Genomic DNA, 26696 nt, shown 5'->3' with positions numbered 1-26696 from the left:
CGCAAGGGCCGGTCACTACATTGGACCGCGAATCCAATACAGGGGATCGAGGTGGCGCCGGTGCCGGGGATCGTGGTGATTGGGGCGGGGTTCGCCGGGTTGTGTATGGGGATCAAGCTCAAGGAGGCCGGCTACCACGACTTCGTGATCCTGGAGCAGGCGGACGATCTCGGCGGGACCTGGCGGGACAACACCTATCCCGGGTGCGCCTGTGATGTGCCCTCGCCGCTCTACTCCTTCTCCTTCGCGCTCAACCCCGGGTGGACTCGGTTGTTCGCGCCGCATGCGGAGATCTTGGACTACCTGCGGCGGTGTGCGGACGCGTACGGGCTGGGGCCGCATCTCCGGTTCGGGAAGCGGGTCGTGGGGCTGGAGTACGACGATGAGGCGGTGCGGTGGGCGGTCTCGACCTCGGACGGGGAGACGCTGCGGGCGCACGCCGTGGTGTCGGGGATGGGGGCCCTGCATGTGCCGAAATTTCCGGGGATAGTGGGGAGAGAGGGGTTTCGCGGGGCCTCGTGGCACTCGGCCGAGTGGGACCACTCCTACGATCTGACCGGCAAGCGCGTGGCCGTGATCGGGACCGGGGCCTCGGCGGCGCAGTTCGTGCCGCGGATCGCGGAGCGGGTGGAGCGGCTGTACGTGGTGCAGCGCACGCCGCCGTGGGTGCAGTCCAAGCCCGACGTCGAGATCCCCGACGGGCTGCGGCGCACCCTGCGTGCCTTCCCGCCCGCCCGGCGTGCCCTCCGCGGCGCCGTGTACTGGTTGCTGGAGACGCGGGCGCTCGGGTTCGCGGTGCACCCGCGGCTGATGCGGGGGCACCAGGAGGCCGCGCTGCGCCACCTGCGGCGGCAGGTGCCCGATCCGGAGCTGCGCGCCAAGCTGACCCCGGACTACACCATCGGCTGCAAGCGCATCCTGCTGGCCGACGACTACTACCCCGCGCTCTGCCGCGACAACGTGGAGCTGGTGACCGACCCGCTGACCCGGATCACCGAGACCGCGATCGTGGACGCCACCGGGCGGGAGCGCGAGGTGGACGCGATCGTCTACGGCACCGGGTTCAAGGTGGTGGACGCGCTCCAGGAGTGGCGGATCACCGGCAGGAAGGGGCTCACGCTCGCCGACGCGTGGCGGGACGGTGTGGAGGCGTACCTCGGGGTCGCCACGGCCGGGTTCCCGAACCTGTTCTTCCTGCTCGGGCCGAACACGGGGCTGGCGCACACCTCGGTGGTGTTCATGATCGAGGCCCAGGTCCGGTACGTCATGGACTGCCTGCGCCTGCTGTCGCGCACCGGGGCCCGTGGCCTGGACGTGCGGGCGGAGGCGCAGCGGGAGTTCAACCGGGGGCTCCAGCGGCGGCTGGGCAGGCGGGTGTGGTCCGAGGGCGGCTGCGATAGCTGGTACCTGGACGCGCACGGCGTGAACCGCACGATCTGGCCCGGTTTCACCTTCGAGTACTGGGCCCGTACGCGGCACGCCCGGCGCACCGCGTACGAGCTGATCTACTGATCACTTCGCCGGAGCGACCACCAGGGCGCTGCCGCCCCCGCGCCGGACCGGTTCGGCGACCGCCTGCACCTTGCCACCGCCCAGGAACTCCAGCGCGGTGGCCGCGCCGATCTCCGCGATCGGCGCGAACTGGTGCCCCAGGGCCGTCAGCTCCGCGCCGTACCGGTTCAGGAAGCCCTGCTCCGCCTGGGTCTGCGCGGTGTTGCGCTGGGTGGCGCGGGGCGCGGCCAGGGCCTCGGGGAGCGGCATGCCGAACTCGTAGCGGTTGACCAGGATCTGCAGCACCGTCGTGATGATCGTCGAGCCGCCCGGGGAGCCGACCGCCAGCACCGGCCGGCCGTCGTCGAAGACCAGCGTCGGGGCCATGGACGAGCGCGGGCGCTTGCCCGGCGCGGGCAGGTTGGGGTCACCGGGGGCGGGGCCGAAGGTGAAGTCGGTCAGCTCGTTGTTGAGCAGGAAGCCACGCCCCGGCACCACGATGCCGTTGCCGCCGGTGGACTCGATGGTGATGTTGTAGGCCACCACGTTGCCCCAGCGGTCGGCCACGACGAGGTGGGTGGTCTCGGGGCCCTCCTTCGCCGGGCCGGCCTCGGGCGAGGACGGCGGCGGGGTGGCGGCGCAGGGGGCGTAGTCGCCGTCGGGCGAGCCGGGCGCGGCCGGGTGGGGCATCGCGCGCTCGCCGACCAGGCAGGCCCGCTCCTTGGCGAACCCGTCGGACAGCAGCTCGCGCAGCGGCACGTCCACGTAGCGGGGGTCGCCGACGTACTTGCCCCGGTCGGCGAAGGCCAGCCTGGACGCCTCAAGGTACTCGTGCAGGCCGGGGTCGGGCAGCGCGTCGATGATGTTCAGCGCCTCGCCGACGGTGGACCCGCCGGAGGACGGCGGCGCCATGCCGTAGACGTCGAGGCCGCGGTAGCCGACCTTGGCCGGCGGGCGCTCGACCGCGCGGTAGGCGCGCAGGTCGTCCAGGCTCATCAGGCCGGGCCTGACGTTGCGGGTGGCGCCGGGCGCGACCGGCGGGCGTTTGACCGTGGCCACGACCTCCTCGCCCAGCCTGCCGCCGTAGAGCCAGGACGGGCCGCGCCTGCCCAGCTCGCGGTAGGTACGGGCGAGGTCGGGGTTGCGGAAGGTCGAGCCGACCGGCGGGGGCGCGCCCCCGGGCAGGAACAGCGCGGCCGTGGAGGAGATGTCCTTGAACCGGGCGGCGTTGGCGGCGGTCTGGTCGTGGAAGGTCTGATCGACGGTGAACCCGCGCTCGGCCACCTCGGCGGCCGGGCGCAGCGCCTGCTTCAGGCTCAGCGTGCCGAACCGGCGCAGCGCGAGCTCCCACTGCGCGACGCTGCCCGGCACCCCGGCGGACAGCCCGCTGGTGACGGCCTCGTCGAACGGGATCGCGGCGCCGTTCTCCTGGAGGGAGGTCTCGGTCATCGCGGCCGGGGCCTTCTCGCGGCCGTCGATGGTGAACACCTTGCGCCGCTCGGCGTCGTAGTAGACCAGGAAGCCGCCCCCGGCCAGGCCCGCGGAGTAGGGCTCGGTCACGCCCAGGGTGGCCGCGGCGGCGACGGCGGCGTCGATGGCGTTGCCGCCGCGGCGCAGCACCTCGACGGCCACCTTGCTCGCGTCGAGGTCGACGGTGGCGACCGCGCCGCCGTAGCCCTCGGCGACCGGCGCCTTGACCGGCTCGGGCGCGGGCCCCGGCCGCGCGTACGCGGGCGGGACCAGCAGCGACGCGCCCAGGACGGCCGTCGCGAACGCGGCGAGCGTGAGGCGGGCGCGCCTCATGGAGTTCCCCGTGGTCATCGTCATCGCGACCTCCCGGCACTCGATCATCCCAGCATGACTCATCGAGTTGACCTTCTCAACAGCCGGGCGTGCGCCGCGGCGTACACCGGCAGGGGTACGCGCGGATGCGCCGGGGGGACGACGCGGGCGCGGGCGGCGTGGCATACGGTTTCCTCCCGTGAGGACGCGGTGCGGACGGGCCGATCTAGTGACGTCCGGGGTGGCGGCGCTGTTGCAACTCGGCATCACCCAGTCCGCCTCGAACGGCCAGGGCGACCGGCTGCCGCCCGACGCGTTCTCGATCTCCCTGCTGCTCATCGGCCCGGCCCTGCTGCTGGTACGCAGGCGGTGGCCGGTGCCGGCGCTGCTGGGCACGGTGCTGGTGACGTGCGTGTACATCGTCGCCGGATACGCGTACGGGCCGCCGTTCCTGAGCGCGATCATCATGCTCTACACCGCGATCAACGCCGGGCACCGGCTGGTGGCCTGGCTGACGAGCGCGGGCTTCTTCGCGTTCATCGTGATCTACATGACCTGGATGGCGCCGGTGGCCTCGCCCGGCGCCTTCCACAACCTGGCCGTCGGCGCGATGATCCTGGTCGTCCTGACCATCTCGGAGGTCGTGCGGGCACAGCGCGAGCGGGCCGCCGAGCGCCGCCGCGTCGCCGAGGAGGAGGAGCGGCGCCAGGCCAGCGAGGAGCGTCTGACCATGGCGCAGGAGCTGCACGACGTGCTGGCGCACAACATCTCGCTGATCCACGTGCAGGCGTCCACGGCGCTGCACCTGATCGACGACCATCCGGAGCAGGCGCGTACGGCGCTGGCCACCATCAAGCAGGCCAGCAAGGACGTCCTCGGCGAGATGCGCTCGGTGCTCAACGTGCTGCGCGAGGGCGCCCCCCGCTCCCCCACCGCCGGGCTGGACCGGCTGGACGACCTGGTCGAGCGCACCGGCCTGCCGGTCACCAGGCGTACGACCGGCCGGGTCAGGCCGCTGCCGCCGGGGGTCGAGCGGGCGGTCTACCGGATCATCCAGGAGAGCCTGACGAACGTGGCCAGGCACGCGCCGGGCGCGGCGGTGACCCTTGCGACCCACTACGGCGAGGCGGAGCTGAGGCTGACCGTCACCGACGAGGGCTCGCCCGAGCGGGGCTCCCTGGCCGACGCCGGGGGCGGCAACGGCATCCCCGGCATGCGCGAGCGCGCCACCGCCCTGGGCGGCACGCTCACCGCAGGTCCCCGCGGCCGGGGCTTCCAGGTGGAGGCCCGGCTGCCCCTACCCGAGGAGAACGCGTGATCGACGTGGTGCTCGCCGACGACCAGGCCCTCGTACGCGGCGGGTTCCGCGCGCTGCTGGACGCGCAGGAGGGCATGCGCGTGGTGGCCGAGGCCGCCGACGGCGCCGAGGCCGAGCGGCTGGCCCACGAGCACCGCCCCCACGTCGTGCTGATGGACGTCCGCATGCCGGGCACCGACGGCCTGACCGCCACCCGCCGCATCGCCGCCGACCCCGGCCTGCGCGACGTCCGGATCATCATCCTGACCACGTTCGAGCTGGACGAGTACGTCTTCGAGGCGCTGCGCGGCGGCGCGAGCGGGTTCCTGGTCAAGGACACCGAGCCGGCCGAGCTGATCCAGGCGGTCCGGGTGGTCGCGGCGGGCGAGGCGCTGCTGTCGCCCAGCGTCACCCGCCGCCTGATCGCCGAGTTCGCCTCCCGGGCCAAGGAGCCGGTGCTCGCCCGCGAGCTGGACCTGCTGACCGAACGCGAGCGCGAGGTCCTGTCGCTGGTCGGCACCGGCATGACCAACGAGGAGATCGCCCAGCGCCTGTTCATGTCACCCGCCACCGCCAAGACCCACGTCAGCCGCACGATGATGAAGCTGCGCGCCCGCGACCGCGCCCAGCTCGTGGTCATCGCCTACGAGTCGGGCCTGGTCAAGCCGGGCTGGACCTGACGCCTCGGCGGGGATGTCCACCGGGGTCATCGATTTCACCCGACTGATCCGGCGGAAGGCCCGGCAAGGACTACGCTCCGTTGTCGTACGGTCACGCGGTCAAGGAGGGTCCATGCGGTGGTGGCAGGAGGACGCCGGCGTCGCCCCGCGCAGCAAGCACAGTGAGGCCGATCTCGCCGCCGCGGCGCGGGCCGGCGACGTGAACGCCGCGCACCAGCTCGGCAGGCTGCGCGCCCAGCGGGGCGACCGCGAGGGCGCGCGGCACTGGTGGGAGCGGGCCGCGGCGGCGGGCAACCTCGACAGCGTGTTCAACCTCGGGGTCTGGCACGAGAAGCACGGCGGCCTCGACGACGCCGTGCGGTGGTATGAGCTGGCGGCGGGCCTGGGCGATCTGGAGGCGGCGATCAGCCTGGCCACGCTGCTGCTGGACCGGCGCGGCGACCGCGCGCGGGCGCGGTGGTGGTTCGAGCAGGCGGCGCGCGGGGGCGCGCACCGGGCGGCCCGGCCGCTGGCGCTGCTGTACGAGGACGCCGCGGAGCTGAAGTGCGCCCGCGAGTGGCACCGCAGGGCCGCCGCGAGCGGGGATCTGTGCTCGGCCGACGACCTGGGCTTCCTCGCCTACGCGGCGGGCGAGGAGGAGGAGACCCTGCACTGGTGGGAGTTCGGGGCGCGGGGCGGCCATCCGGGCTCGGCGTACCACCTGGGGCTGCTGCTCCAGGCCGGCCGCGACCCGGAGGGGGCCGAGGCGTACTACCGGCTGGCGGCCAAGGCGGAGCATCCGGGGGCGGCGTCGTGGCTGGGCGCGATCGCGCTGTCGCGGCGCGACCTGCGCGGGGCGCGGGCGTGGTTCGAGCGGGCGGGCGAGGCGGGGCGGCTGGGCGACCAGCGGATGGCCGGGTTCGTCTGCGTGGAGCTGGGCGACCCGGGGGCGGCGGCCCGCTGGTGGGAGCGGGCCGCGCGCGGCGGTGACACTGAGGCGGCCTACCACCTGGGGCTGCTGCTGATCGCCGAGCGGGGCGACCTCGACGCGGGCCGCCGCTGGTTCGAGGAGGCGGCCCGCCGGGGGCATCGGCGGGCCGCCGAGGAGCTGGGCACGCTGCTCGGCCGCGAGCCGGCCGCCGAGCCCGCGGCCGAGGAGGTCCCCGGGGTGCCCGCCGAGCCCGAGCTGCTGGCGCGGGCCGAGCTGACCGCCGCCGCGACCGGGCGGCGGGGCGAGCCCGGCCTCGACGCCGACGCGCTGGCCGAGATCCTGGGCACCTGGGATCTGGTCACCCGCCCGCTGCTGGACCGCGGCGACGTCGTCGGCTGGCTCACCGAGCGCAGCGGCATGCCGCGGCCCTCGATCGAGCACCTCGCCTCGGTGCGCGCGGCCATCCTCCGCCCGGGGACGACCCCGTGGCCGAGCACCACCGAGACGCTGCTGGTCCGGGGCACCGCGCGCACCCTGCGCTCGCGCCTGTGCTGACCCGCCTCACGCGCCGATACAGCCGTGAGCCGATACAGCCGTGCGCCGTTACAGCGCGGTGGCGTACTCGTGCAGGAACAGCGCCTCGGTGGTGGCGGTGCGGCGGAGCTCTTCGAGGTTGACCCGCTCGTTGGGGGCGTGGATGGCGGCGGCGTCGTCCTCCGCGCCGAACAGCAGGATCTCGGCGGCGGGGAACTGGCGGACCAGGGTGGAGACGAGCGGGATCGAGCCGCCGGCGCCGATGTCGCGCGGCGGGCGGCCGTAGGCGCGCTCCATGGCGCGGTTGAGCGAGGCGCGGGCGATGCCGCCGGAGGCCGCCAGGAAGCCGGAGCCGACCACGATGTCGGTCACGGCGATCCGGACGTTCCAGGGGGCGACCTGGTGCAGGAAGGTGATCACGGCGTCCAGGGTGGACTTGGGGTCGCCGGCGGGGGGCACCCGGACCGTGACCCGGGCGCGCGCCACGGGCTGCACCGCGTTGACGGCGCCGGAGACGGTCGGCACGTCGAGGCCGGTGACCGTGATGGCGTACGACGCCCACAGGCGGTCGGCGATGGAGCCCGAGCCGGTGAGCGACACGCCGTCCAGCACGCCGGCGCTCGCGCGGAACTCGTCCTCCGTCGGGCCGGTGCCCAGGAAGGCGCCGCGGGGCAGGCCGGGCACCCGCAGGTCGCCGTTGTCGTCGTGCAGCGCGGCGAGCATGCGGATCAGCGCGGCCAGGGCGTCGGGGGCCGGGCCGCCGAACTGGCCGCTGTGCACGGCCTCCTTCAGGGTGCGCACCTCGATGGTGAAGCCGCCCATGCCGCGCAGCGAGGTGGTCACGGAGGGGTCGCCGACGCGCGGGTTGCCGGTGTCGGCCACGACGATCGCGTCGGCGCGCAGCAGTTCGGGGTTGCGCTCGACGAACTCCTCCAGGCGCTCGCCCGCGTACTCCTCCTGGCCCTCGATGATCACCTTGACGCCGACCGGCGGACGGCCGCGGAAGGCGCGCAGCGCGGTCACGTGCGAGATGACGCCCGACTTGTCGTCGGCGGCCCCGCGGCCGAATAGGTGGCCGTCGATGAGGGTGGGCTCGAACGGGTGGGTGCGCCACAGGGAGAGGTCGCCGGGCGGCTGCACGTCGTAGTGGGCGTACAGCAGCACGGTGGGGGCTCCGGGGGGCGCGGGGGCCTCGGCGTACACGGCGGGGAAACTGCCTGGTACGGGGATCTGCCGCACGTGCGGCAGGCCGGTGCTGCGCAGCAGTTCCTCGGTCAGCGCCGCGGCGGCGAGCACCGGCTCGTCGGGGTGCCCGGGGAAGGCCACCGACGGGATCGCGACGAGCCGTCTGAGGTCCTCCACCGCCTGAGGCATGGCCGCCGCGACGGCGCTCTCTATCTGGTCAGGAGTCACGTCGTCCCCCGCCTCTCCACATGCTGGTGTTCGTGCATCTAAGGCGCACAGGCTACCGTGCCGGGGATTTCCGGGGCCGAGTGCCGTCCGTCCCCCGAAAGTGGGCACGGATTTCGTCGGCGTTACATATCGATATCGCGGATTCCGAAGTTCTGTCACTGTGCAACCACGCTTTCACTTGGCAGCGGCGGGCAGGTGTGTGCACACTGTGGGGAGCCGACGAGCGAGGAAGACAGCGATGACGCACCAGGAAGACACCGACGTGACCTCGGTCCTCAAGGCCGCTCAGGACAACCTGTGGTTGCACTTCACCCGCCACAGCGCGCACGAGGGCGGCGAGGTGCCCACGATCGTGCGGGGCGAGGGCGCCTACATCTACGACATCCACGGCAAGCGCTACCTCGACGGGCTGGCGGGCCTGTTCGTGGTGCAGGCCGGCCACGGGCGCAGCGAGCTGGCCGAGGCCGCCGCCAAGCAGGCGCAGGAGCTGGCGTTCTTCCCGCTGTGGTCCTACGCCCACCCCAAGGCCGCCGAGCTGGCCGCGCGCCTGGCCTCGCTCACGCCGGGAGACCTGAACCGCGTCTTCTTCACCACCGGCGGCGGCGAGGCGGTCGAGAGCGCCTGGAAGCTCGCCAAGCAGTACTTCAAGGCCGTCGGCAAGCCGCTCAAGCACAAGGTGATCAGCCGCCAGATCGCCTACCACGGCACGCCGCAGGGCGCGCTGTCGATCACCGGCATCCCGGCGTTCAAGGCGCCGTTCGAGCCGCTGGTGCCCGGCTCGATCCGGGTGCCCAACACCAACTACTACCGCGCCGAGGAGATCAGCGGCGTGGCCGGCATGACGCCGGAGCAGTACGGCCGCTGGGCCGCCGACCGGGTGGCACAGGCCATCGAGATGGAGGGCCCCGAGACCGTGGCCGCCGTCTTCGTGGAGCCGGTGCAGAACGCCGGCGGCTGCTTCCCGCCGCCGCCCGGCTACTTCCAGCGGCTGCGCGAGATCTGCGACGAGTACGACGTGCTGCTGGTCTCCGACGAGGTGATCTGCGCCTACGGCCGGCTGGGCACCATGTTCGGCGCGCAGAAGTTCGACTACGTGCCCGACATCATCACCTGCGCCAAGGGCCTGACCAGCGGCTACTCCCCCATAGGGGCGATGATCGCGCAGGAGCGGCTGTTCGAGCCGTTCAGGTCCGGCACCGAGATGTTCGCCCACGGCTACACCTTCGGCGGCCACCCGGTCTCGGCGGCGGTGGCGCTGGCCAACCTGGACATCTTCGAGCGTGAGAACCTGCTCGGCCACGTGACCGAGAACGAGCCGGTCTTCCGCGCGACGCTGGAGAAGCTGCTCGACCTGCCGATCGTCGGCGACGTGCGGGGCGCGGGCTACTTCTACGGCATCGAGCTGGTCAAGGACAAGGCCACCAAGGAGACGTTCAACGAGGAGGAGTCGGAGCGGCTGCTGCGGGGCTTCCTGTCCAAGGCCCTGTACGACGCCGGGCTCTACTGCCGCGCCGACGACCGCGGCGACCCGGTGATCCAGCTCGCGCCGCCGCTGATCGCCGGTCCCAGGGAGTTCGACGAGATCGAGTCCATCCTGCGCTCGGTGCTCACCGAGGCGGGGAAGCGCCTGTAATCCCAGGAAGGAACCCACCATGAAGATCGGCGTGCCCGCCGAGGTCAAGAACCACGAGTACCGCGTGGCCGCCACGCCCGCGGGAGTGCACGAGTTGGTCCGCCACGGCCACGACGTGTACGTCCAGCGCGGCGCGGGCCTCGGCTCGCACATCACCGACGAGGACTACCTGGGCGCCGGCGCCAAGATGCTGGACGGCGCCGAGGCCGTGTGGGCCGAGGCCGAGATGATCCTCAAGGTGAAGGAGCCGATCGCCGAGGAGTACGACCGGATGCGCGAGGGGCAGGTGCTGTTCACCTACCTGCACCTCGCCGCGTCCCGTCCGTGCACCGACGCGCTGCTGGAGCGCAAGGTGACGGGCATCGCGTACGAGACCGTGCAGGTGGGCCGGTCGCTGCCGTTGCTGGCCCCGATGTCGGAGGTGGCCGGGCGGCTGGCCCCGCAGGTGGGCGCCTACAGCCTGATGCGCTCCAACGGCGGGCGGGGCGTACTGCCGGGCGGCGTGCCCGGCGTGCCGCCGGCCAGGGTGGTGGTGATCGGCGGCGGCGTGTCGGGGCTGAACGCGGCGCAGATCGCGGTGGGCATGGGCGCCGACGTGACGATCCTCGACGTCAACGTCGACCGGCTGCGCCAGATCGACGCGATCTACCAGGGCCGGCTGAAGACCGTGGTCTCCACGGCGTACGCGATCGAGCAGGAGGTCCTGGGGGCCGACCTGGTGATCGGCGCGGTGCTGATCCCGGGCGCGAAGGCGCCGACTCTGGTCTCCAACGACCTGGTGGCGCGGATGAGGCCGGGCTCGGTGCTGGTGGACATCGCGATCGACCAGGGCGGCTGCTTCGAGGACTCCCGGCCGACCACGCACGACGACCCGACGTTCACCGTGCACGACTCGATCTTCTACTGCGTGGCGAACATGCCGGGCTCGGTGGCCAACACCTCGACGTACGCGCTGACCAACGCGACCCTGCCGTACGCGGTGAAGCTGGCCGGGCTGGGCTGGCGGGAGGCGCTGCGCGCCGACGCCGGGCTGGCGCTGGGGCTCAACACCCACGACGGCGCGCTGACCAGCGAGCCGGTCGCCGAGGCGCACGGCCTGCCGTACGTGCCGGTCGCGCAGGTGCTCGGCTAGCGAACAGCCACTCCGCTAGCGCACCGGCAGCGTGTACGCCCGGCGCACGCTGCTGCCCAGGCGGGCCAGGTCGGCGCCGTAGACGTGCAGCGACACGCCGGTCTCGCCGCTGGTGTTCCTGACGCTGTGGATGTCGCCGGGCGGGGCGAAGCCGCTCACCTCGCCGGGCCGGTTGGCCACCCGGCCGATCTCGGTGAGGTGGGTGCCGTCGGGGGCCAGCCGGTACAGGGTCTCGTACTCGATGCCGCTCAGGACGCCGAACACGCACCAGGCCACGTGGTCGTGGATGGCGGTCTCCTGGCCGGGCCGCCACACGACGGCGGCGATCGAGAAGGACTCCTCGGTGTGCAGCACGTGCACCACGTAGCCGTCGGGGCTGCCGAGCCGTTCCTCCTCGCTCAGGATGTCCGGGCCGGGCAGGTTGGCCCGCAGGTGGCCGGCCACGGCCCTGGCCGTGTCGGCCGGCGGGGTGCCGAGCCCGGCGAGGGCGCGGATGCCGGTGACGAGCGGCGCGAGCCCGGGGCGGGCGATCGTGGTCGTCTGGTTCATGCTTCCAGCCTGGGTCAGCGCCTCTTATCACGTCCAATGCCTATGTTCGGGGACATCCATAGATACGATTGATATGTGCTGGATGTCGTGCGGCTTCGGGTCCTGGTCGCGGTCGCGCGCACCCGGTCGGTGACGGCCGCGGCGCGCGAGCTGCACTACTCGCAGCCCTCGGTGAGCCACCACCTGGCCAGGCTGGAGGCCGAGACCGGGGCCAAGCTGGTGCAGCGCGCCGGGCGGGGCATCCGGCTGACCGAGGCCGGGCGGCTGCTCGCCGAGCGGGCCACCGAGATCATCGGCCGGCTGGACGCGGCGGAGACCGAGCTGGCCGCGCACGTCGGCCTGCGCGCGGGCCGGGTGCGGCTGGCCGCGTTCCCCTCCGCGCTGGGCACGTTCGTCCCGGCCGCCGCGGCGCGGCTGGCGCGGGAGCGGCCCGGCCTGGATCTGCGGCTGTCGGAGGCCGAGCCGCCCGAGGCCGTACGCATGCTGCGCGCCGGCTACGTGGACATGGCGGTGATCTTCCGCTACGACGACACGCCCGACGAGGAGAACGGCGTGCGGATGACCCCGCTGCTGGACGACCCGAGCCACCTCGTCACCCCGCCGGACGTGCCGCCGGGCGCCCTGGCCGGCCACCGCGACGCCCCCTGGATCGCGGGGTGCGACCGCTGCCGCAGCCACCTGCTCGACCTGTGCCAGGCGGCCGGGTTCGAGCCGCGCGTCGCCTTCACCAGCGACGACTACGTGGCGGTGCAGAAGATGGTGGCCGCGGGCATGGGCGTGACCGTGCTGCCCGCGCTGGCCCTGGCCGCCCACCGCGACCCGGCCGTGCGCACCGTGCCGCTGCCCGGCTCGACCCGGCACGTCCTCGCCGCGGTGTACGGCGACCCGCCCGACCCGCCCGCCACGCGGGCGCTGCTGGCGGCGCTGGTGGAGGAGGCGCGCGCTCAGGAGGACGCGGCCGCGGCGGCCTCGGCCGTGGCCCTGGCCCAGCGGTAGTCGGCCTTGCCCGCCGGGGAGCGCACCATCTCGGTCACGAACGCGTACGTCCGCGGCACCTTGTAGCCGGACAGCCGCTCCCGGCAGTGCGCGTCCAGCTCGGCGGCGGTGAGCGAGGCGCCGGGGCGGGGCTCGACCACGGCGGCGACCCGGCTGCCGAAGCGCTCGTCGGGGATGCCGGTCACCACCGCGTCGAACACCGCCGGATGGCCCTTCAGCACCGCCTCGACCTCCTCGGGGAACACCTTCTCGCCGCCGGTGTTGATGCACACCGAGCCGCGGCCGTACACCGTGATCGTGCCGTCGTCGCCGACCGTGGCCAGGTCGCCGGTGAGCAGCCAGCGCGTGCCCGCCGCGTCGGTGACGAACGTGCGCGCGGTCTTCTCCGGGTCGTTGTAGTAGCCGAAGGCGATCCGGCCCGAGCGGGCCACGACGCCCAGCTCGCCCGAGCCCGGTTTGACCGGGTTCAGCGCGTCGTCCAGCACCGCCAGGTCAACGGTGGAGTTGGGCCGGTACCTCAGCCCCGACTCCGGCGACGATCCGGCGACCCCCGAGGCGGTGTAGCCCGACTCGGTGGAGCCGAAGTTGTCCAGGATCATCCGGCCGGGCAGCAGCTCCTCCAGCCGGGCGCGCACGGCGCCGGTGAGGATCGCGCCGGTCGAGCTGATCACGAACAGCGAGCCCAGGTCGTACCGGCCGGTGGCGATCTCGTCGGCGAGCGGGATCGCCATCGCGTCGCCGGTGATGTTCATGGTGAACACCTTCTCCCGATCCACGGCGCGCAGCACGTCCACCGGGTCGAACTTGCGCACGAACACCATGGTGGCGCCCATGCACCAGGTGATGAACGTGGCCATCTGCGCCGCGCCGTGCATCAGCGGCGGCACGGCCATCATGACCATCGGCCCGGCCGACCGGGCCGCCTCGATCACCTCCTGCGGCGTCTTGCGCGGCTCGCCGCCGGGGTTGCCGCCGCCGAAGCCCATGAACAGGTCCTCGCAGTGCCACATGACGCCCTTCGGCATCCCGGTGGTGCCGCCGGTGTAGATGATGTAGACGTCCTGGCCGGAGCGGGCGGGGAAGCCGCGGGTCTCCGGCTGGTCCGCCAGCGCCCGCTCGTACGCCGCCGCGCCCGCGACCGCCGGCTCCCCGCCGACGGCGATCAGGTGCCGCAGCTCCGGCGCGCCCTCCGCCGCGACCGCCACCCGGGGCTCGAACTCCACGTCGTACAGCAGCGCCACGATGTCGGAGTCGCGGTAGAGGTAGAGCAGCTCGGCCTCGACGTAGCGGTAGTTCACGTTCACCGGCACGGCGCGGATCTTCAGCGTGGCGAGCAGCGCGGCGGCGTACTCGATGCCGTTGTAGAGCTGCATGCCCACGTGCTGCCCCGGCCGCACCCCCTTGGCCCGGAGGTAGTGCGCCAGCCGGTTGGCGTGCGCGTCCAGCTCGGCGTACGTCAGCCGCCGCTCACCGCACACCACGGCGACGCGGTCCCCGATCGCGTCCGCGAGCCCCTCGAACAGGTCGGCGTGGTTGAACTCCATCGGGGCGCTCCAATCAAGGGGTCAGGGTTTGTCGCTTCCGACGATCCACATGGCGAAGAACTGCGCTCCGCCGCCGTACGCGTGGCCCAGCGCCCGGCGCGCGCCGTCCACCTGGTGCTCCCCCGCCATGCCGCGCACCTGGAGCGCGGCCTCGGCGAACCTGATCAGCCCCGACGCCCCGATCGGGTTGGAGGACAGCACGCCGCCCGAGGCGTTCCACGGGATGTCGCCGTCGAGCGCGGTCGCGCCCGACTCGGTGAGCTTCCACCCCTCGCCCTCGGCCGCGAAGCCCAGGTTCTCCAGCCACATCGGCTCATACCAGGAGAAGGGGACGTAGACCTCGGCCACGTCGAGGTCACGGCGCGGGTCGGCGATCCCGGCCTGGCGGTAGACGTCGGCGGCGCAGTCCTTGCCGGCCTGCGGGCTCACGGTGTCGCGGCCGGCGCGCGACATCGCCTCCGAGCGCATCGCGGCGCCGTGCACCCAGGCGGGCGTGCCGCTGACCTTGGCCTCGGAGCTGAGCACCATCGCGCAGGCGCCGTCGGAGGACGGGCAGGTCTCCAGGTAGCGGATCGGCTCCCAGAGCATCGGGGTGGACTCGACCATGGCCCGGTCGATGCCCGGGATCTTCAGGTGGGCGTAGGGGTTCTTCAGCGCGTTGAGCCGGTCCTTGACCGCGACCAGCGTGCCGATGTGGCCGGGCGCGCCGGTGCGGCGGATGTACTCGCGGATGTGCGGCGCGAAGTAGCCGCCCGCGCCGACGACCAGCGAGGCGTTGAACGGCGGGTGGGTGGACAGGGCCCAGGTCGCGTTGGACTCCGACTGCTTCTCGAAGGCCACCACGAGCACCCGGTCGTGCACCCCGGCCTGGATCAGCGACGCGCCGACCAGCGCGGTCGAGCCGCCGACCGACCCGGCCGTGTGCACCCGCATCATCGGCTTGCCCGCCGCGCCGAGCGCGTCGGCGAGGTACGCCTCCGGCATCATCACGCCCTCGAACAGGTCGGGCGCCTTGCCGATGACCACCGCGTCGATGTCCCCGAAGGTCAGCCCGGCGTCCTCCAGCGCCCGCAGCGCGGCCTCGCGGACCAGCCCGGCGATGGACACGTCCTGCCGCTTGGTCTGGTACTTCGTCTGGCCGACCCCGACGACCGCGCACCTGTTGCCCATTCAGCCCTCCAGCACTGCGACGAGGTTGTGCTGCAGACACGGCCCGGACGCGGCGTGCGCGACCGCCCGCGCCGCCCGTCCCTCGGTGATCCTGCTCGCGGCCTCGCCGATCCTGATCAGCCCGGTGGCCATCACCGGGTTGGCGGCCAGCGGGCCGCCGCTCGGGTTCACCGCCGTGCCGTCCGGCAGTTCCAGGGCCCGGCGCAGGATGATCTCCTCGTGGCTGAACTGGGCGTGCAGCTCGGCCACGTCCACCGGGCCCTTGCCGACCCCGGCCGCGCGCGCCGCGTCGGCGGCGGAGGCGGAGGCGGCCAGGTCGCGCATGCCGAGGTAGTGCGGCTCGATCCGGTGCGCGATCCCGGTGATCCAGGCGGGCCGCTCGCACAGCTCCCTGGCCCGCTCGCCCGCGGCGAGCACGATCGCGGCGGCGCCGTCGGTGATCGGCGCTGCGTCGTACGCGCGCAGCGGGTGCACCCCCGGCCCCTCCTCCTCCGAGGGGTCCGGCAGGTCCAGCGCGCAGGGGTTGGCGCGGCCGTCGGCGCGGCTGCGGCGTACGATCGCGTCCAGCTCGGCCCGGTCGGCGCCCAGCGCGGCGGCCTGGAGCGCGGCGTAGGAGACCTGGTCCAGGCCGAGCGGCGCGAGGTAGTACGGGTCGAGCTGCACCGACATGATCTCCCGCAGGTCGCCCTGGGAGGACTTGCCGAAGCCGTACACCAGCGCGGTGTCCACGTCGCCATGCTGCAACCGGACCCACGCCTCGTACAGGGCCCAGGCGGCGTCCATCTCGACGTGGCTCTCCGAGATCGGCGGCCAGGCGCCGATGGCGTCCAGCGCCGAGACGAACGAGAACGGCGCCCCCGCCAGGTAGTCGCAGCTCCCCGAGCAGGTGAAGCCGAACTCGCGCAGCCCGGTCCGCTCGCGCACCTCGTTGATCAGCGGGCCGACCAGCTCGGGCTCGGCGAGCCCGGCGTCGTGGCCGGTGTGGACGGTCTGGGCGAAGGCGATGACCGCGACCTCACGCATCGGCTACAGCTCCACGTCCGGCTCGCCGGTGGGGGCGAACCACTTGATGTTCGTCATGGACAGGGTCCGCTCCTCCTCCGGCACCCACACGGCGCGCACCCGCATGCCCTGCCGCACCTCGTGCGCGGGCACCCCGCCGACCAGCGCGATCATCGGGGTGTCGGCCCCGTCGAGCAGGATGTACGCCGAGACGAACGGCACCTCGGGGGCGCGCGGGTCGGGCAGGTTGTTGATCGCGAAGGTGGTGACCGTGCCGGTGCCGGGCAGCTCGACCTCCTCGCTCACCGGCGTGCCGCACTCGGGGCAGGAGGTGCGGTACGGCACGTAGACCTTGCCGCAGGCGCCGCAGCGGCAGCCGATGAACCGGCCGTCGCGCACGCCCTCCAGGAACCGGGTGAGCGCCTGCCCCGGCCGCAGCCGGTAGTGCAGCCGCACCGGCGCGGCCATCATGGTCACCTCGGGCACGAACGCCTCGATGTCGGTGATGTGGCCGGTACGGGCGTCGCGCCAGCGGGGGCGTACGCGCAGGCCGGGGCGCATGGCCTTGACCTCGCCCGCGTCCACCGCGTGCACCAGGTCGGTGTCGGCGCCGTCCAGGCGGATCAGCGCCCAGGCGAAGGGGCGGTCGAGCGGGTGCCCCGGGCGGGGCTCGGCGACCCAGGCCCAGGTGCGCACCGTCCCGGCGGGGCCGACCTCGGCGTACTCGCCGGTGACCGGCTCGCCGGTGCCGGGGTCGTACTCCAGCGGCGGCACCAGCACCCGGCCCTGCGCCGTGCGCACGCCGACCAGGCGGCGCTCGCGCAGCTCGGTGAGGAACCGGCCGATCACGGGCCCGGTCGTGCGGGTGTAGCCGCCGGGGAACTCCAGTACGTGATCGGCGACGAGGTCGGATGGCTCAGATGGCACGGTCACGGCCCTCCCAGTACGGGTCGCGGAGCTTGCGTTTGAGCAGCTTGCCGTTCGGCTCGCGGGGCATCTCGGCGATGAAGTCGATCGAGCGCGGCCACTTCATCTTCGCCAGCCGGCCGCGCAGCGACGCGAGGATCTCCTCGGCCAGCTCCGGGCCGGGGGTGACGCCGGGGGCGGGCTCGACCACGGCCTTGATCTGCTCGCCCCACTCCTCGTCGGGGATGCCGAACACGGCGACGTCGGCGACCTTGGGATGGACCATGATCTCGTTCTCGATCTCGGCCGGGTAGATGTTCGCGCCGCCGGAGATGATCATGTCGGACTTGCGGTCGCACAGGAACAGGAAGCCGTCCTCGTCGAGATAGCCGATGTCGCCGACCGTGAAGTGGTCGCGCAGCCGGTTCGCCGCGGTCTTGGCCGGGTCGCCCTTGTACTCGAAGCTCGCCCCGGCCATCTTCATGTAGATCGTGCCGGGCGTGCCCGCCGGGACGGGGTTCAGCTCGTCGTCCACGATCAGGATCTCGCTGATCGGCCACGCCTTGCCGACCGTGCCCGGGTGGGCCTTCCAGTCCTGCGGGGTGGCCAGGGTGCCGCCGCCCTCGGTGGCCGCGTAGTACTCGTACACGCACTCGCCCCACCAGTCGAGCATCGCCCGCTTGACCGGCACCGGGCAGGGGGCGGCGGCGTGGATCATCCAGCGCAGCGACGACAGGTCGTACTTGCCGCGCACCTCCTCCGGCAGCGCCAGCAGCCGCTTGAAGTGGGTGGGCACCATGTGCGAGTTGGTCACCCGGTGCCGCTCGCACAGCCGCAGCATCTCCTCGGCGTCCCAGCGGTCCATGTAGACCAGCGTGTGGCCCATGTGCAGCGCCGTGCCGCCGAACTGGGTGACGGCGGTGTGGTAGCTCGGCGAGGTGACCAGGTGCACGTTGGGGCGGCCGGGGGTGATGCCGAACAAGGAGAGCAGGAACGTCATCAGCTCCGCGCCGTCGTCGGGGTCGATGCCGCTCAGCGGGCGGCGTACGCCCTTGGGCCTGCCGGTGGTGCCGGACGTGTAGTGCATGGTGGCCCCGAAGGTGCGCCCCTCGGGGAGCGTGCCGGGCCGCCCGTCGGTGAGGTCGGAGACGGGCCGGAAGCCGGGCACGTCGCCGAAGGCGAAGCGGCGGTCCGGCGCGATGGGCTCGGCGCCGCGCGTGCCCTCCTCGGCGTACCGCTCGTGCACGAAGAACGCCTTGGCCTCGCTGTCGGCGACGATGTAGGCGATCTCGGGCCCGGTGAGGTGCCAGTTGACCGGGGTGTAGTACCAGCCGGCCTGGAGCGCGGCGAGGTAGAGGACGAGGCCGTCCGTGCCGTTCGGGGTCAGGCCGCAGATGCCGTCACCGGGTTGGAGGCCCAGCGCGCGCAGCCCGTGCACCAGGCGGTTCGCCCGTGCCAGCAGATCGCCGGCGCGGTGGCCGGTCCCGTCGGGGTCCACGGCGGCGATCCAGCCGGGATCGGCCTGAGCCAGTCGCCAGAAGCCGAGCGTGCCCATCTCCAGCTCCCTCCGCGAGGGCGAACAGGAATCTGTTCTAGTACGCTCCCGGAACCCTAACCCGGGTCGGCGATGCCGAGCAAGCGCTTGATATAGGAGCCTGTGCGGCGCCTACAGTAGGGGCGCGACCAGAACGTGTTCCAGTGATCCGTACCCCTCCGGAGGCGTCCGTGGAACTCCTGCCGATCAGCACCCCGCACTGCCGCGTCGAGCGCGACGGCCACATCGTGATCGTGACCATGGACCGCCAGGAGGCGCGCAACGCGCTGTCCACCGACATGCTGGTCGGGCTGGCCGACGCGTGGGCGTACATCTCGGCCGAGCCCGGGGTGCGGGTCGGCATCCTCACGGGGGCCGGCGGCACCTTCTGCGCCGGCGCCGACCTCAAGGCCATGGGCACCCCCTCGCAGGACCCGCGCGTACGCGAGCGCGCCGCCGAGATCCCCGACTTCCACTGGAAGGGCCTGCTGCGCGACAGCGACGCCCTGCCCACTAAGCCCATCGTGTGCGCCGTCGAGGGGTACGCCGTCGCGGGCGGCACCGAACTGCTCGTCGGCACCGACCTGCGGGTGGTGGCCGAGTCGGCCACGCTCGGCCTGTACGAGGCCAGGCGCGCCCTGTTCCCGATGGGCGGCAGCGCGATCCGGCTGCCCCGGCAGATCCCGTACGCGTTCGCCATGGACATCCTGCTCACCGGCCGCGCCGTCACCGCACAGGAGGCGCTGGCCATGGGTCTGGTCAACAAGGTGGTGCCCGACGGGACCGCGCTCGCCGCGGCCCGCGAGATCGCCGAGCAGGTCGCGGCGTGCGGGCCGCTGGCCGTGCAGGCGATCCTGCGGACCTACCGCGAGACCGTCGGGGTGCCCGAGCGGGAGGCGCTGAAGATCTCCGACGCCATCGGCTGGCCGGTCATCGGCTCCGAGGACGCCAAGGAGGGCTCCCGCGCCTTCCGCGAGAAGCGCGACCCGGTCTACCGCGGCGAATGAGCACGGTCACCGGGGCGTGCGCCACACGGCTCACTCCCCGGTGAGCCGCCCCAGCCGCTCCATCGTCTCGACGTACTCCTCGACCAGCCCGAACACGACGTCGCGCGCCGGGCGTACCGAGTTCATCGCGCCGATGATCTGACCGGCCGGGAACGTGGCCAGCTCGGCCGCGTCGGACCTGCCGATCCGGCGCAGCGCGTCGGAGACCAGCATGAACTGCAGCGGCATCGGCAGCGTGCCCGGCGAGTCGGCCGCCTCCCAGGCGTCGGTCCACTCGTTCTTCAGCAGCCGCGCCGGCTTGCCGGTCCAGGATCGCGAGCGGACGGTGTCGCGCGAGGTGGCCTCCAGGATGCGCCGCCGGGCCATCTCCGGCGTGTCGGCCTCCTCGACGGTGAGCCAGATCGAGCCGGTCCACACGCCCTCGGCGCCCAGCGCCATGCCCGCGGCCATCTGCCTGCCGTTGCCGATACCGCCCGCGGCCAGCACCGGCACGTCCACCGCGTCCACGACCTGCGGGATCAGCACCATCGTGGAGATCTCGCCGGTGTGCCCGCCCGCCTCGGTGCCCTGGGCCACCACCACGTCCACGCCGACCTCGACCTGCTTGATCGCGTGCCGCGGCGTGGAGGCCAGCGCCGCCACCTTCACGCCGTGCGCGTGCGCCTGCTCCACCACGTCCGCGGGCGGCGGCCCCAGCGCGTTGGCCAGCAGCGCGATCGGATGCCGCAGCGCCACCTCCACCTGCGGGCGCGCCGTCGCGTCGGTCCACCCGAGCAGCGCCCGCCCCGCCTCCCCGCCGGCGGACAGCGGCGGCACGCCGTGCTCTTCGAGCAGCTTGTCGACGAACGCCCGATGCCCGTCCGGGATCATCCCCTGCAGCCTGGCCAGCAGGTCCTCCGCCGAGTCCACCCCGAGGTCGGCCCCGGCGTAGGAGGCCGGCATCACCACGTCCACGCCGTACGGCCGCCCGTCCACGTGGTCGTCGATCCACTTGAGCTCCATTTCGAGCTCTTCCGGAGTGAAGTAGAGCGCCCCCAGCACGCCCATCCCCCCGGCCCGGCTGACCGCGGCGACGACGTCCCTGCAGTGACTGAAGGCGAAGATCGGAAATTCGACCCCGAACATGTCGGTGACACGAGTCCGCATGCCCAGAACGTAAGCCGCCACCCCAGAAACTGCAACACGTTCTACCTCTAGAACTTCCGCTCTGTTATGAAACATCCACACCCCACCCCCTGGACCAGGACACCCGTGGCCAGATGCGGACACCACCCCCCGCACCCCCACGGCCCCGGTGGGCACCTCCCCGGACTGCGCCCGCCCCCTTCCGGCACCGCGCCCCCTCCCACCGCCCTTCCGGCACCGCACCTCGCCCCCTCGCGCCGCCCCCTCCGGGACCACACCACCCACCCCCTCCGACCGCCACCCTTCGCTTGGGCGCGCCCGCCGCCGCTGTTCCGGGATGTGTCCCGGTTCGGGGGAAGTGGCGGAAGGGCGTCGCGTTGCCGCAGGTCCCGGCATCCCTCCCATCCCGCCTTACGGGAGATCACCGTTGCCCGGACACTCCCCTGTTCCGGGACGAGGTGTCCGGGGGCAGCGGTGGATCTTTCACAGGCGGGATAGGGCAGATGCCGGGACCTGCGCGAACGTGACGAACTCCCGCCGACTCCCCCGAACGCGGACACACACCCTCCGGGACTGCTCGCCGCGTGGCCATCCAAGGGAGGCGATGGTGCAAGGGCCGGTGGCGCAGACGAATGCGCGTGGGACGGCAGGGCATGCTCGCGAGCACCTCACGTCCCGCCGGGGGACGGGCGTCGCGGCAGGAGGCCGTGCGCCCCCGCAGGTGGAGGGGCGGTGCGGGAGGGGCCCCCATGGGAAGCAGGGGACCGGAGCGGGCGCACCGCGCAGGAGAGGCACCGGCGCGAGGGGGCCCCACGCAAGGGAAGCAGGGCACCGGGAACGGGCGCACGCGCGGGAGGGGCGCGGGGCGGGAGGGCGTGCCCTCGCGCGGGGGAAGCAGGGGCCGGAGCGGGCGTACCGTGCCGGAGAGGCGCGGGGCGGGAGGGTGTGTGTTCGCTCTGCGTGCTGGTGGGGTGGGGTCAGCGGGGGATGCGGCGCCAGAGGGGGCGGGGGAGGTGGCGGAGGAGGGTGAAGGCGTACCTGAGGATGCCGGGGACCCAGACGATGTGGGTGCCGTCGCGCAGTGCCGTGGCCACGGCGTCGGCCACCGCGGCGGGGGTGGTGGCGAAGGGGGCGGCGGGCATGCCGGCGGTCATGCGGCCGTGGACGAAGCCGGGGCGGACGACCATGACCTGTGCGCCGGTGCCGTGCAGGGAGTCGCCCAGGGCGCGGGCGAAGCCGTCGAGGCCGGCCTTGGCGGCGCCGTAGACCATGTTGCCGCGGCGCACGCGTACGCCGGCCACCGAGGACAGCACCACGAGGGTGCCGTGGCCCTGCTCGCGCAGGCGGCGGGCGGCGTACAGGCCGGTCGAGACGTGGCCGCCCAGGTTGACCGCGATCGACGCGGCGGCGGAGGCCGGGTCGCGGTCGTAGGCGGCCTGGTCGCCGAGCACCCCGAAGGCGGCCACGATGACGTCGAGGTCGCCGGCCAGCTTGACCGCCTCCTCGATCACCTCGCCGTGGCCATCGGGGCGGGTGGCGTCGAAGTCGATCAGGTGCACCTCGGCGCCCCGGAGGGCGGGCGGCTCGCCCAGCGGCGCCCGCGCGGCCAGGACGACCTTGCGCGCGCCGTCGCGTACCAGCCGCTCGGCGACCGCCAGCCCGATCTCGCTGCGCCCGCCCAGCACGAGGACGGTGTCCACACTGCCCAGCGCGTTCTTCACAGGTCAAGCCTCCTGGCGAGGTCGGAGCGGAAGACGCCGCCGGGGTCGGCGGCGGCGCGGAGCTCGCGCCATTCGTCCAGGCGCGGGTACATCGCGGCCAGGGTCGTCGCGTGCAGGCGGGAGTCCTTGGCGAGGTAGACCCGGCCGCCCGCCTCGGCCACCTGCTCGTCGAAGCCGCGCAGCAGGGCGGCCAGGCCGGACTGGCCGGTGGGGATGTCCAGGGCCAGGGTCCAGCCGGGGATCGGGAACGACAGCGGCGCGGGGGTGCCGGGGCCGAAGCGCTTGAGCACGGTGAGGAAGGACACCACGCCCCGGGCCGACAGGGTGGCGACGATGCGGCGCAGGGTCGGCTCGGCGCCGAACGGGACCGCGAACTGGTACTGCACGAAGCCGCGCGGGCCGTACATGCGGTTCCAGCCCCTGACGCCGTCCAGGGGGTGGAAGAACGGCGCGATGCCCTGCATCAGGCCGCGCCGCTCGCGCGGCGCCCGGCGGTACCAGACCTCGTTGAAGGCGCGGACGGTGAGCGGGTTGAGCAGGCCGCCGGGGGCCCAGGGCGGGGCCGCGAGGCGGGTGGCCGGGGCGTACGCGAGCGGGTCGCCGTGGCCCGGCAGTTCGCCCCGCCGCGCGTGGTCGCCCCGGGTCAGGACGCCGCGGCCGGTGCGCGCGCCCCGGGCGAGCAGGTCGATCCAGGCGACCGTGTAGCGGTAGCGGTCGTCGGTCCTGGTCATGACGTCGAGCGTGTCGTCCAGGTCGGCGGTGCGCTCGATGTCCACGCGCATGCGCGAGGTCTCGACCGGCACGCAGGAGAAGGTGGCCTCGGCGATCACGCCGGTCAGGCCCATGCCGCCGACCGTGGCCCAGAACAGCGGGTCGGGCGGCGCCAGCACCCGCGCCCCGGCGGGGGTGACCAGGGTCAGCGAGCGGACGTGCGCGCCGAAGGAGGAGTCGCGGTGGTGGTTCTTGCCGTGCACGTCGGCCGCGATGGCGCCGCCGACGGTGACGTACCGGGTGCCGGGGCTGACCGGGACGAACCAGCCGCGCGGGACGAGCGTGGCCATCAGGTCGTGCAGGCTCGCCCCGCCGCCCGCGGTGACCAGGCCGCTGCGCTCGTCGAAGGTCCAGTGGCGAAGGCGGGTGCAGTCGAGCACCAGGCCGCCCGCGTTCTGCGCGGCGTCGCCGTAGGAGCGGCCGAGGCCCCGGGCGACCACGCCCCGCCCGGACGCCTTGGCGACCAGCGCCGCCAGCGCCTCGGCGGTGCGGGGGCGTACGACGGTCGCGGGCGTGGGGGCGGTGCGGGCCCAGCCGGTCAGCGGCGTGGTCATGTCGCGTAGATCCCCACGACGAGCAGCGCGAGCTGCATGCCGATGAAGACCTGCAGCGGCCGGTCGCGCAGCGCCAGTTCCTCCGGTTCCTCCCCGATCCCGCGGTCCACGAGAAGATTGTGCCGCAGGACGACCAGCACGAACGGCACGATGCTCAGGCCGTAGAAGGGGCCGGGGTGGTCGTCCAGCGCCCACAGGCAGTACGTCACGATCATCGCGCCGGAGCACATCGTCCTGACCTGGGCCAGGTAGGCCCGCGAGTACGCCCCGAGCGTCGCCCTGGTGCCCGTGTCCGCGCCGTGCGCGCGCAGCTCGGCCTCCCGCTTGCCCGCGATGAGCTGCAGCGAGCCGAGCGAGATCACCACCAGGAACCAGCTCGTCACCGGCACGCCGACCGCGACCGCGCCGGCGTAGGCGCGCAGCACGTGGCACCCGGCCACGGCGACGAGATCGACCACCGGCCGGTGCTTCAGCCAGGCGGTGTAGCCGAAGGTGAGCGCGAGGTATCCGGCCACCACGGCGGGCAGCTCCCAGCGCCCGGTGAGCGCCGCCACGGCCGGGGCCGCCAGGACCAGCGTCACGCCGGCGATCCGCGCCGCGCGCACGGAGAGCGCGCCGGAGGCGATGGGCCGCCGCCGCTTGCGCGGGTGCAGCCGGTCGGCCTCGGCGTCGGCGGCGTCGTTGAGCAGGTACGCCCCGCCCGCCGCCAGGCAGAACGCGACGAACGCGATCAGCGCCCCGCGCGCCCCCTCGGCGGTGTCCAGGACGCCCGCCGCGGTGGGCGCGGCCAGCACCAGCCCGTTCTTCAGCCACTGCCGCGGCCTGACCGCCCGCACCAGCGCTCCCGTCCGCGTCCCGTGCAGCCAGGCCCGCAGGAGCCGGGCCGGGCCGCGCGGCGTGGGGGACGCCGGGGGCGGCGCGGGCTCGGCCGTGGGGGCGCGTACGTCGTCGGGGGCGGTCACCGGGGGACGACCGTTCCGTTGACGGCGGCCGTCACGCAGACGGCGGCCTCGGGGGTGAGGACCTCGATCCGGATCTTCTTGCTCTCGGGCCCGGAGAGAGGCAGGTAGATCTCGTGCTCGCCCTGTTCGAAGGAGATCTCGGTCTCGCCCTCCCCCGGCGCGGCGCCCTGCGGGCGGACCAGGGCGGCGGTGGGCAGGCTCGCGCGGTAGGTCAGCTTGAGCACGTCCAGGCGGTCGCCGTGGGCGAGCGGGAGCTCGATGACGCCGCCGTCGGCCGGGAAGCAGGCCGTGCCGCGCGGCACCGCGAAGCCGCCCATGACGGTCGCGGGCACGAGCCGCCGCGCGGTGGCGTCGAGCACCATCGGACGGCTCGTGGGCCGGGGGTGGCGCATCAGCGCGGCCAGCTCGGGCGGGGCCAGCGGGCTGATCGTACGGTGGCTGAAGTCCTCGTCCAGGAGTCCGAAGACCAGCACCGAGCCGGGCAGGCGCTGCGGGTACAGGTCGGTGCCCGGCGGCGCGGCGGCGAGCGTGGCCCTGGCGGCGGTCAGGTAGGACTCGACCGGGACCCGCTCCCGGGCCAGGCCGGTGACGTACCGGTTCGCGGAGAGGGCGGAGAACGCGGCGAAGGCGGTCACCGCGAGCGCCAGCGCGGCGTACCCGGCCCGTGCGAGCGCGGGGCGGGGCGGGGCCTCGCGCCGGTACGGGCGGGTCTCGCCGGACAGCGGGAGCGTAGCGAGCGCCAGCACCAGGGCGAGCACCGGCGCGGAGTCGGCGAGGTAGCGCACCTCGCGGGCCAGTTCCAGGACCTCGCCCCGCCCCAGCACGACCGGCGCGAGATCCACCAGGGGCAGGTACAGGGCGAGCAGCAGCCACGCCCGCCACGAGCCGCGCCGGGCCCACAGCGTGCCGAGCACCAGCGCGGCGATGACCGTCCAGGCCAGCGCGATCAGGGCGGGCGGCGGGCTGGCCATGACGGAGAACCACGAGCCGGGCCCGCCGACGGCCACGGTGGGGAACGTCACGCCGAGCAGCCCGGCCGCGAACGAGGCGAACTGCTCCCCCGACGGCGCCCTGGCCTCCTGGGTCACCTCGCCGAACTGCACGATCAGCAGCAGGCTGTAGAGCACGGGCAGCAGCGCGTACGCCGCCAGCGCCCGCGCGTCGCGGCGCAGGGCCCGCAGCGGCCGGCCCCGGGCGAAGTAGAGCAGCGTGATGCCGAACAGCACCAGCGGGATGGCCAGGGCGGCCTTGACGTGGAAGGAGCCGAGCCCGAGCAGGAACCAGGCGCAGGTGGCGACCGCGTCGCGGGCGCGCCGCCGTCTGAGGTAGGTCACGTGCGAGGCCACCGACATGGCGATGGCGGCCTGGAACGGCAGGGTCTGGATGCCGGCGGCCCACCAGTGGAAGGCGGGCACGGTCAGCGGCGTGAACAGGTACACCGCGTACGGCACCAGCAGGCCGGGGCGGCGGCCGAACACCACCGTGAGCATCCGCCACACCGCGAGCGACGCGCCCGCCTGCATCAGCACCAGTGAGGCCGCGGCCAGGGTCCAGTTGTACGGGTCGAGCGCGGTGACGATCCACACCACGGCCAGCGACACCGGCATCACGTGGACGGCGTGCGGGTGCAGCAGGTACTCCAGCGTCAGGCCCGTGTCGGCGGCCTTGCCGGTCAGGGTGAGGTCGTCGCCGAAGAAGTACGCGTCGCGCAGCAGCCACGCGCGCCAGGCGAGCTGGACGAGCACGAGCAGCAGGGCCACGGCGAAGACCGCCGGGGCCCGGCGGGCGCGGGGCGCGGGGGCGGGCTCGCCGCCCCGCTCGTCGCTGCGGGCCTCGGCGACCTCAGGCGGGTGCATCGGTCTCCTGACTTCTCGGGTACGCCCCGGTTCTAGCTGAAGTGACCGGTAACGTGCCACCCGCCGGACCCACCCCGCCATCGACCAGAACGTGTTCTAGTTCGGTCCCGGAACGGCGGAGAAGGCC

The 26696-nt window shown here is 73.6% G+C and carries 21 protein-coding genes; 8 read left to right on the top strand and 13 right to left on the bottom strand.

All coding sequences use genetic code 11. The features are described from left to right. Positions 1 to 51 precede the first annotated feature (51 nt). Positions 52 to 1512, top strand: a complete 1461-nt coding sequence (locus HNP84_RS22635) for a flavin-containing monooxygenase (RefSeq protein ID WP_185051777.1) — start codon at positions 52 to 54, stop codon at positions 1510 to 1512. Here the strand turns inward: HNP84_RS22635 and ggt are convergent, their stop codons facing one another. Beyond that, a complete protein-coding gene (gene ggt / locus HNP84_RS22630) occupies positions 1513 to 3357 on the bottom strand; it encodes a gamma-glutamyltransferase (protein WP_246518487.1) in 1845 nt (614 codons plus the stop codon). Between the two features lie 115 nt (positions 3358 to 3472). Between ggt and HNP84_RS22625 the strand changes: the two genes are divergently transcribed. The 3 genes from HNP84_RS22625 (at position 3473) to HNP84_RS22615 (ending at position 6715) form a co-directional block, all read left to right on the top strand. Then, complete coding sequence (locus HNP84_RS22625; RefSeq protein ID WP_185051776.1) at positions 3473 to 4591, top strand: sensor histidine kinase; 1119 nt, start codon at positions 3473 to 3475, stop codon at positions 4589 to 4591. Beyond that, entirely contained in the window at positions 4588 to 5250 is a 663-nt protein-coding gene (locus HNP84_RS22620; protein ID WP_185051775.1) for a response regulator, read from the top strand. The genes HNP84_RS22625 and HNP84_RS22620 overlap by 4 nt, the downstream gene beginning before the upstream one ends. 112 nt (positions 5251 to 5362) lie before the next feature. After that, the gene (locus tag HNP84_RS22615) at positions 5363 to 6715 is read left to right on the top strand and encodes a tetratricopeptide repeat protein (protein ID WP_185051774.1); all 1353 of its coding nucleotides are present in this window, start codon (positions 5363 to 5365) and stop codon (positions 6713 to 6715) included. A gap of 48 nt (positions 6716 to 6763) precedes the next feature. Here HNP84_RS22615 and HNP84_RS22610 read toward each other — a convergent pair whose 3' ends face one another. After that, complete coding sequence (locus HNP84_RS22610) at positions 6764 to 8107, bottom strand: M20/M25/M40 family metallo-hydrolase (protein WP_185051773.1); 1344 nt, start codon at positions 8105 to 8107, stop codon at positions 6764 to 6766. A gap of 238 nt (positions 8108 to 8345) precedes the next feature. Here HNP84_RS22610 and HNP84_RS22605 point away from each other — a divergent pair, with 238 nt between their 5' ends. After that, a complete protein-coding gene (locus HNP84_RS22605; RefSeq protein ID WP_185051772.1) occupies positions 8346 to 9740 on the top strand; it encodes an aspartate aminotransferase family protein in 1395 nt (464 codons plus the stop codon). 19 nt (positions 9741 to 9759) lie between these two features. Then, positions 9760 to 10872 carry an alanine dehydrogenase gene (gene ald, locus HNP84_RS22600; RefSeq protein WP_185051771.1) on the top strand — a complete coding sequence of 371 codons (1113 nt, stop codon included), beginning with the start codon at positions 9760 to 9762 and terminating at the stop codon, positions 10870 to 10872. 15 nt (positions 10873 to 10887) lie between these two features. Here the strand turns inward: ald and HNP84_RS22595 are convergent, their stop codons facing one another. Continuing rightward, positions 10888 to 11421: a cysteine dioxygenase family protein gene (locus HNP84_RS22595; protein WP_185051770.1), complete on the bottom strand. Its 534-nt coding sequence runs from the start codon at positions 11419 to 11421 to the stop codon at positions 10888 to 10890. 75 nt (positions 11422 to 11496) lie between these two features. Between HNP84_RS22595 and HNP84_RS22590 the strand changes: the two genes are divergently transcribed. Beyond that, positions 11497 to 12417 (top strand): LysR family transcriptional regulator, encoded by a 921-nt coding sequence (locus HNP84_RS22590; protein ID WP_185051769.1) that lies wholly within the window; start codon positions 11497 to 11499, stop codon positions 12415 to 12417. Here the strand turns inward: HNP84_RS22590 and HNP84_RS22585 are convergent. The 5 genes from HNP84_RS22585 to HNP84_RS22565 are packed head-to-tail and all read right to left on the bottom strand — an operon-like array spanning position 12366 to position 18594. Further along, positions 12366 to 13961 carry an acyl-CoA synthetase gene (locus HNP84_RS22585; RefSeq protein ID WP_185051768.1) on the bottom strand — a complete coding sequence of 532 codons (1596 nt, stop codon included), beginning with the start codon at positions 13959 to 13961 and terminating at the stop codon, positions 12366 to 12368. The genes HNP84_RS22590 and HNP84_RS22585 overlap by 52 nt on opposite strands. A gap of 21 nt (positions 13962 to 13982) precedes the next feature. Further along, positions 13983 to 15131, bottom strand: a complete 1149-nt coding sequence (locus HNP84_RS22580) for a thiolase family protein (RefSeq protein WP_185051767.1) — start codon at positions 15129 to 15131, stop codon at positions 13983 to 13985. Continuing rightward, the gene (locus HNP84_RS22575; protein ID WP_185051766.1) at positions 15132 to 16154 is read right to left on the bottom strand and encodes a thiolase family protein; all 1023 of its coding nucleotides are present in this window, start codon (positions 16152 to 16154) and stop codon (positions 15132 to 15134) included. Between the two features lie 3 nt (positions 16155 to 16157). Then, a complete protein-coding gene (locus HNP84_RS22570) occupies positions 16158 to 17060 on the bottom strand; it encodes a Zn-ribbon domain-containing OB-fold protein (RefSeq protein ID WP_312925493.1) in 903 nt (300 codons plus the stop codon). Beyond that, positions 17050 to 18594: an acyl-CoA synthetase gene (locus HNP84_RS22565; RefSeq protein WP_185051764.1), complete on the bottom strand. Its 1545-nt coding sequence runs from the start codon at positions 18592 to 18594 to the stop codon at positions 17050 to 17052. The genes HNP84_RS22570 and HNP84_RS22565 overlap by 11 nt, the downstream gene beginning before the upstream one ends. 170 nt (positions 18595 to 18764) lie before the next feature. Between HNP84_RS22565 and HNP84_RS22560 the strand changes: the two genes are divergently transcribed. Then, positions 18765 to 19580, top strand: coding sequence for a crotonase/enoyl-CoA hydratase family protein (locus HNP84_RS22560; RefSeq protein WP_185051944.1), 816 nt, complete (start codon positions 18765 to 18767; stop codon positions 19578 to 19580). Between the two features lie 30 nt (positions 19581 to 19610). Here the strand turns inward: HNP84_RS22560 and HNP84_RS22555 are convergent, their stop codons facing one another. The 5 genes from HNP84_RS22555 to HNP84_RS22535 form a co-directional block, all read right to left on the bottom strand. Continuing rightward, positions 19611 to 20726 carry an NAD(P)H-dependent flavin oxidoreductase gene (locus HNP84_RS22555; protein WP_185051763.1) on the bottom strand — a complete coding sequence of 372 codons (1116 nt, stop codon included), beginning with the start codon at positions 20724 to 20726 and terminating at the stop codon, positions 19611 to 19613. A gap of 956 nt (positions 20727 to 21682) precedes the next feature. Continuing rightward, the gene (gene dprE2 / locus HNP84_RS22550) at positions 21683 to 22426 is read right to left on the bottom strand and encodes a decaprenylphospho-beta-D-erythro-pentofuranosid-2-ulose 2-reductase (RefSeq protein ID WP_185051762.1); all 744 of its coding nucleotides are present in this window, start codon (positions 22424 to 22426) and stop codon (positions 21683 to 21685) included. Next, positions 22423 to 23751, bottom strand: a complete 1329-nt coding sequence (gene dprE1, locus HNP84_RS22545; protein WP_185051761.1) for an FAD-binding oxidoreductase — start codon at positions 23749 to 23751, stop codon at positions 22423 to 22425. Before dprE1 ends, dprE2 begins: the two co-directional genes overlap by 4 nt. Further along, positions 23748 to 24713, bottom strand: coding sequence for a decaprenyl-phosphate phosphoribosyltransferase (locus tag HNP84_RS22540; RefSeq protein ID WP_376771936.1), 966 nt, complete (start codon positions 24711 to 24713; stop codon positions 23748 to 23750). Before HNP84_RS22540 ends, dprE1 begins: the two co-directional genes overlap by 4 nt. Next, the gene (locus tag HNP84_RS22535; RefSeq protein ID WP_185051760.1) at positions 24710 to 26569 is read right to left on the bottom strand and encodes a hypothetical protein; all 1860 of its coding nucleotides are present in this window, start codon (positions 26567 to 26569) and stop codon (positions 24710 to 24712) included. Before HNP84_RS22535 ends, HNP84_RS22540 begins: the two co-directional genes overlap by 4 nt. Between the last annotated feature and the right edge of the window lie 127 nt (positions 26570 to 26696).

Origin of the sequence: Thermocatellispora tengchongensis (genome assembly GCF_014202315.1) — a bacterium.
Lineage (GTDB): Bacteria > Actinomycetota > Actinomycetes > Streptosporangiales > Streptosporangiaceae > Thermocatellispora > Thermocatellispora tengchongensis.
The sequence above is the reverse complement of the archived record's forward strand: the minus strand, read 5'-3'. Positions and strand labels throughout refer to the sequence as shown.

Bases quoted from the DNA above. Each gene is read 5' to 3' on its own strand.
- HNP84_RS22615 (WP_185051774.1), top strand. From the start codon at position 5,363: ATGCGGTGGTGGCAGGAGGACGCCGGCGTCGCCCCGCGCAGCAAGCAC.
- ggt (WP_246518487.1), bottom strand. From the start codon at position 3,357: ATGAGTCATGCTGGGATGATCGAGTGCCGGGAGGTCGCGATGACGATG.
- HNP84_RS22585 (WP_185051768.1), bottom strand. From the start codon at position 13,961: ATGGAGTTCAACCACGCCGACCTGTTCGAGGGGCTCGCGGACGCGATC.
- HNP84_RS22565 (WP_185051764.1), bottom strand. From the start codon at position 18,594: ATGGGCACGCTCGGCTTCTGGCGACTGGCTCAGGCCGATCCCGGCTGG.
- dprE1 (WP_185051761.1), bottom strand. From the start codon at position 23,751: ATGACCACGCCGCTGACCGGCTGGGCCCGCACCGCCCCCACGCCCGCG.
- HNP84_RS22595 (WP_185051770.1), bottom strand. From the start codon at position 11,421: ATGAACCAGACGACCACGATCGCCCGCCCCGGGCTCGCGCCGCTCGTC.
- HNP84_RS22575 (WP_185051766.1), bottom strand. From the start codon at position 16,154: ATGCGTGAGGTCGCGGTCATCGCCTTCGCCCAGACCGTCCACACCGGC.
- HNP84_RS22555 (WP_185051763.1), bottom strand. From the start codon at position 20,726: ATGCGGACTCGTGTCACCGACATGTTCGGGGTCGAATTTCCGATCTTC.
- HNP84_RS22535 (WP_185051760.1), bottom strand. From the start codon at position 26,569: ATGCACCCGCCTGAGGTCGCCGAGGCCCGCAGCGACGAGCGGGGCGGC.
- HNP84_RS22580 (WP_185051767.1), bottom strand. From the start codon at position 15,131: ATGGGCAACAGGTGCGCGGTCGTCGGGGTCGGCCAGACGAAGTACCAG.
- HNP84_RS22605 (WP_185051772.1), top strand. From the start codon at position 8,346: ATGACGCACCAGGAAGACACCGACGTGACCTCGGTCCTCAAGGCCGCT.
- ald (WP_185051771.1), top strand. From the start codon at position 9,760: ATGAAGATCGGCGTGCCCGCCGAGGTCAAGAACCACGAGTACCGCGTG.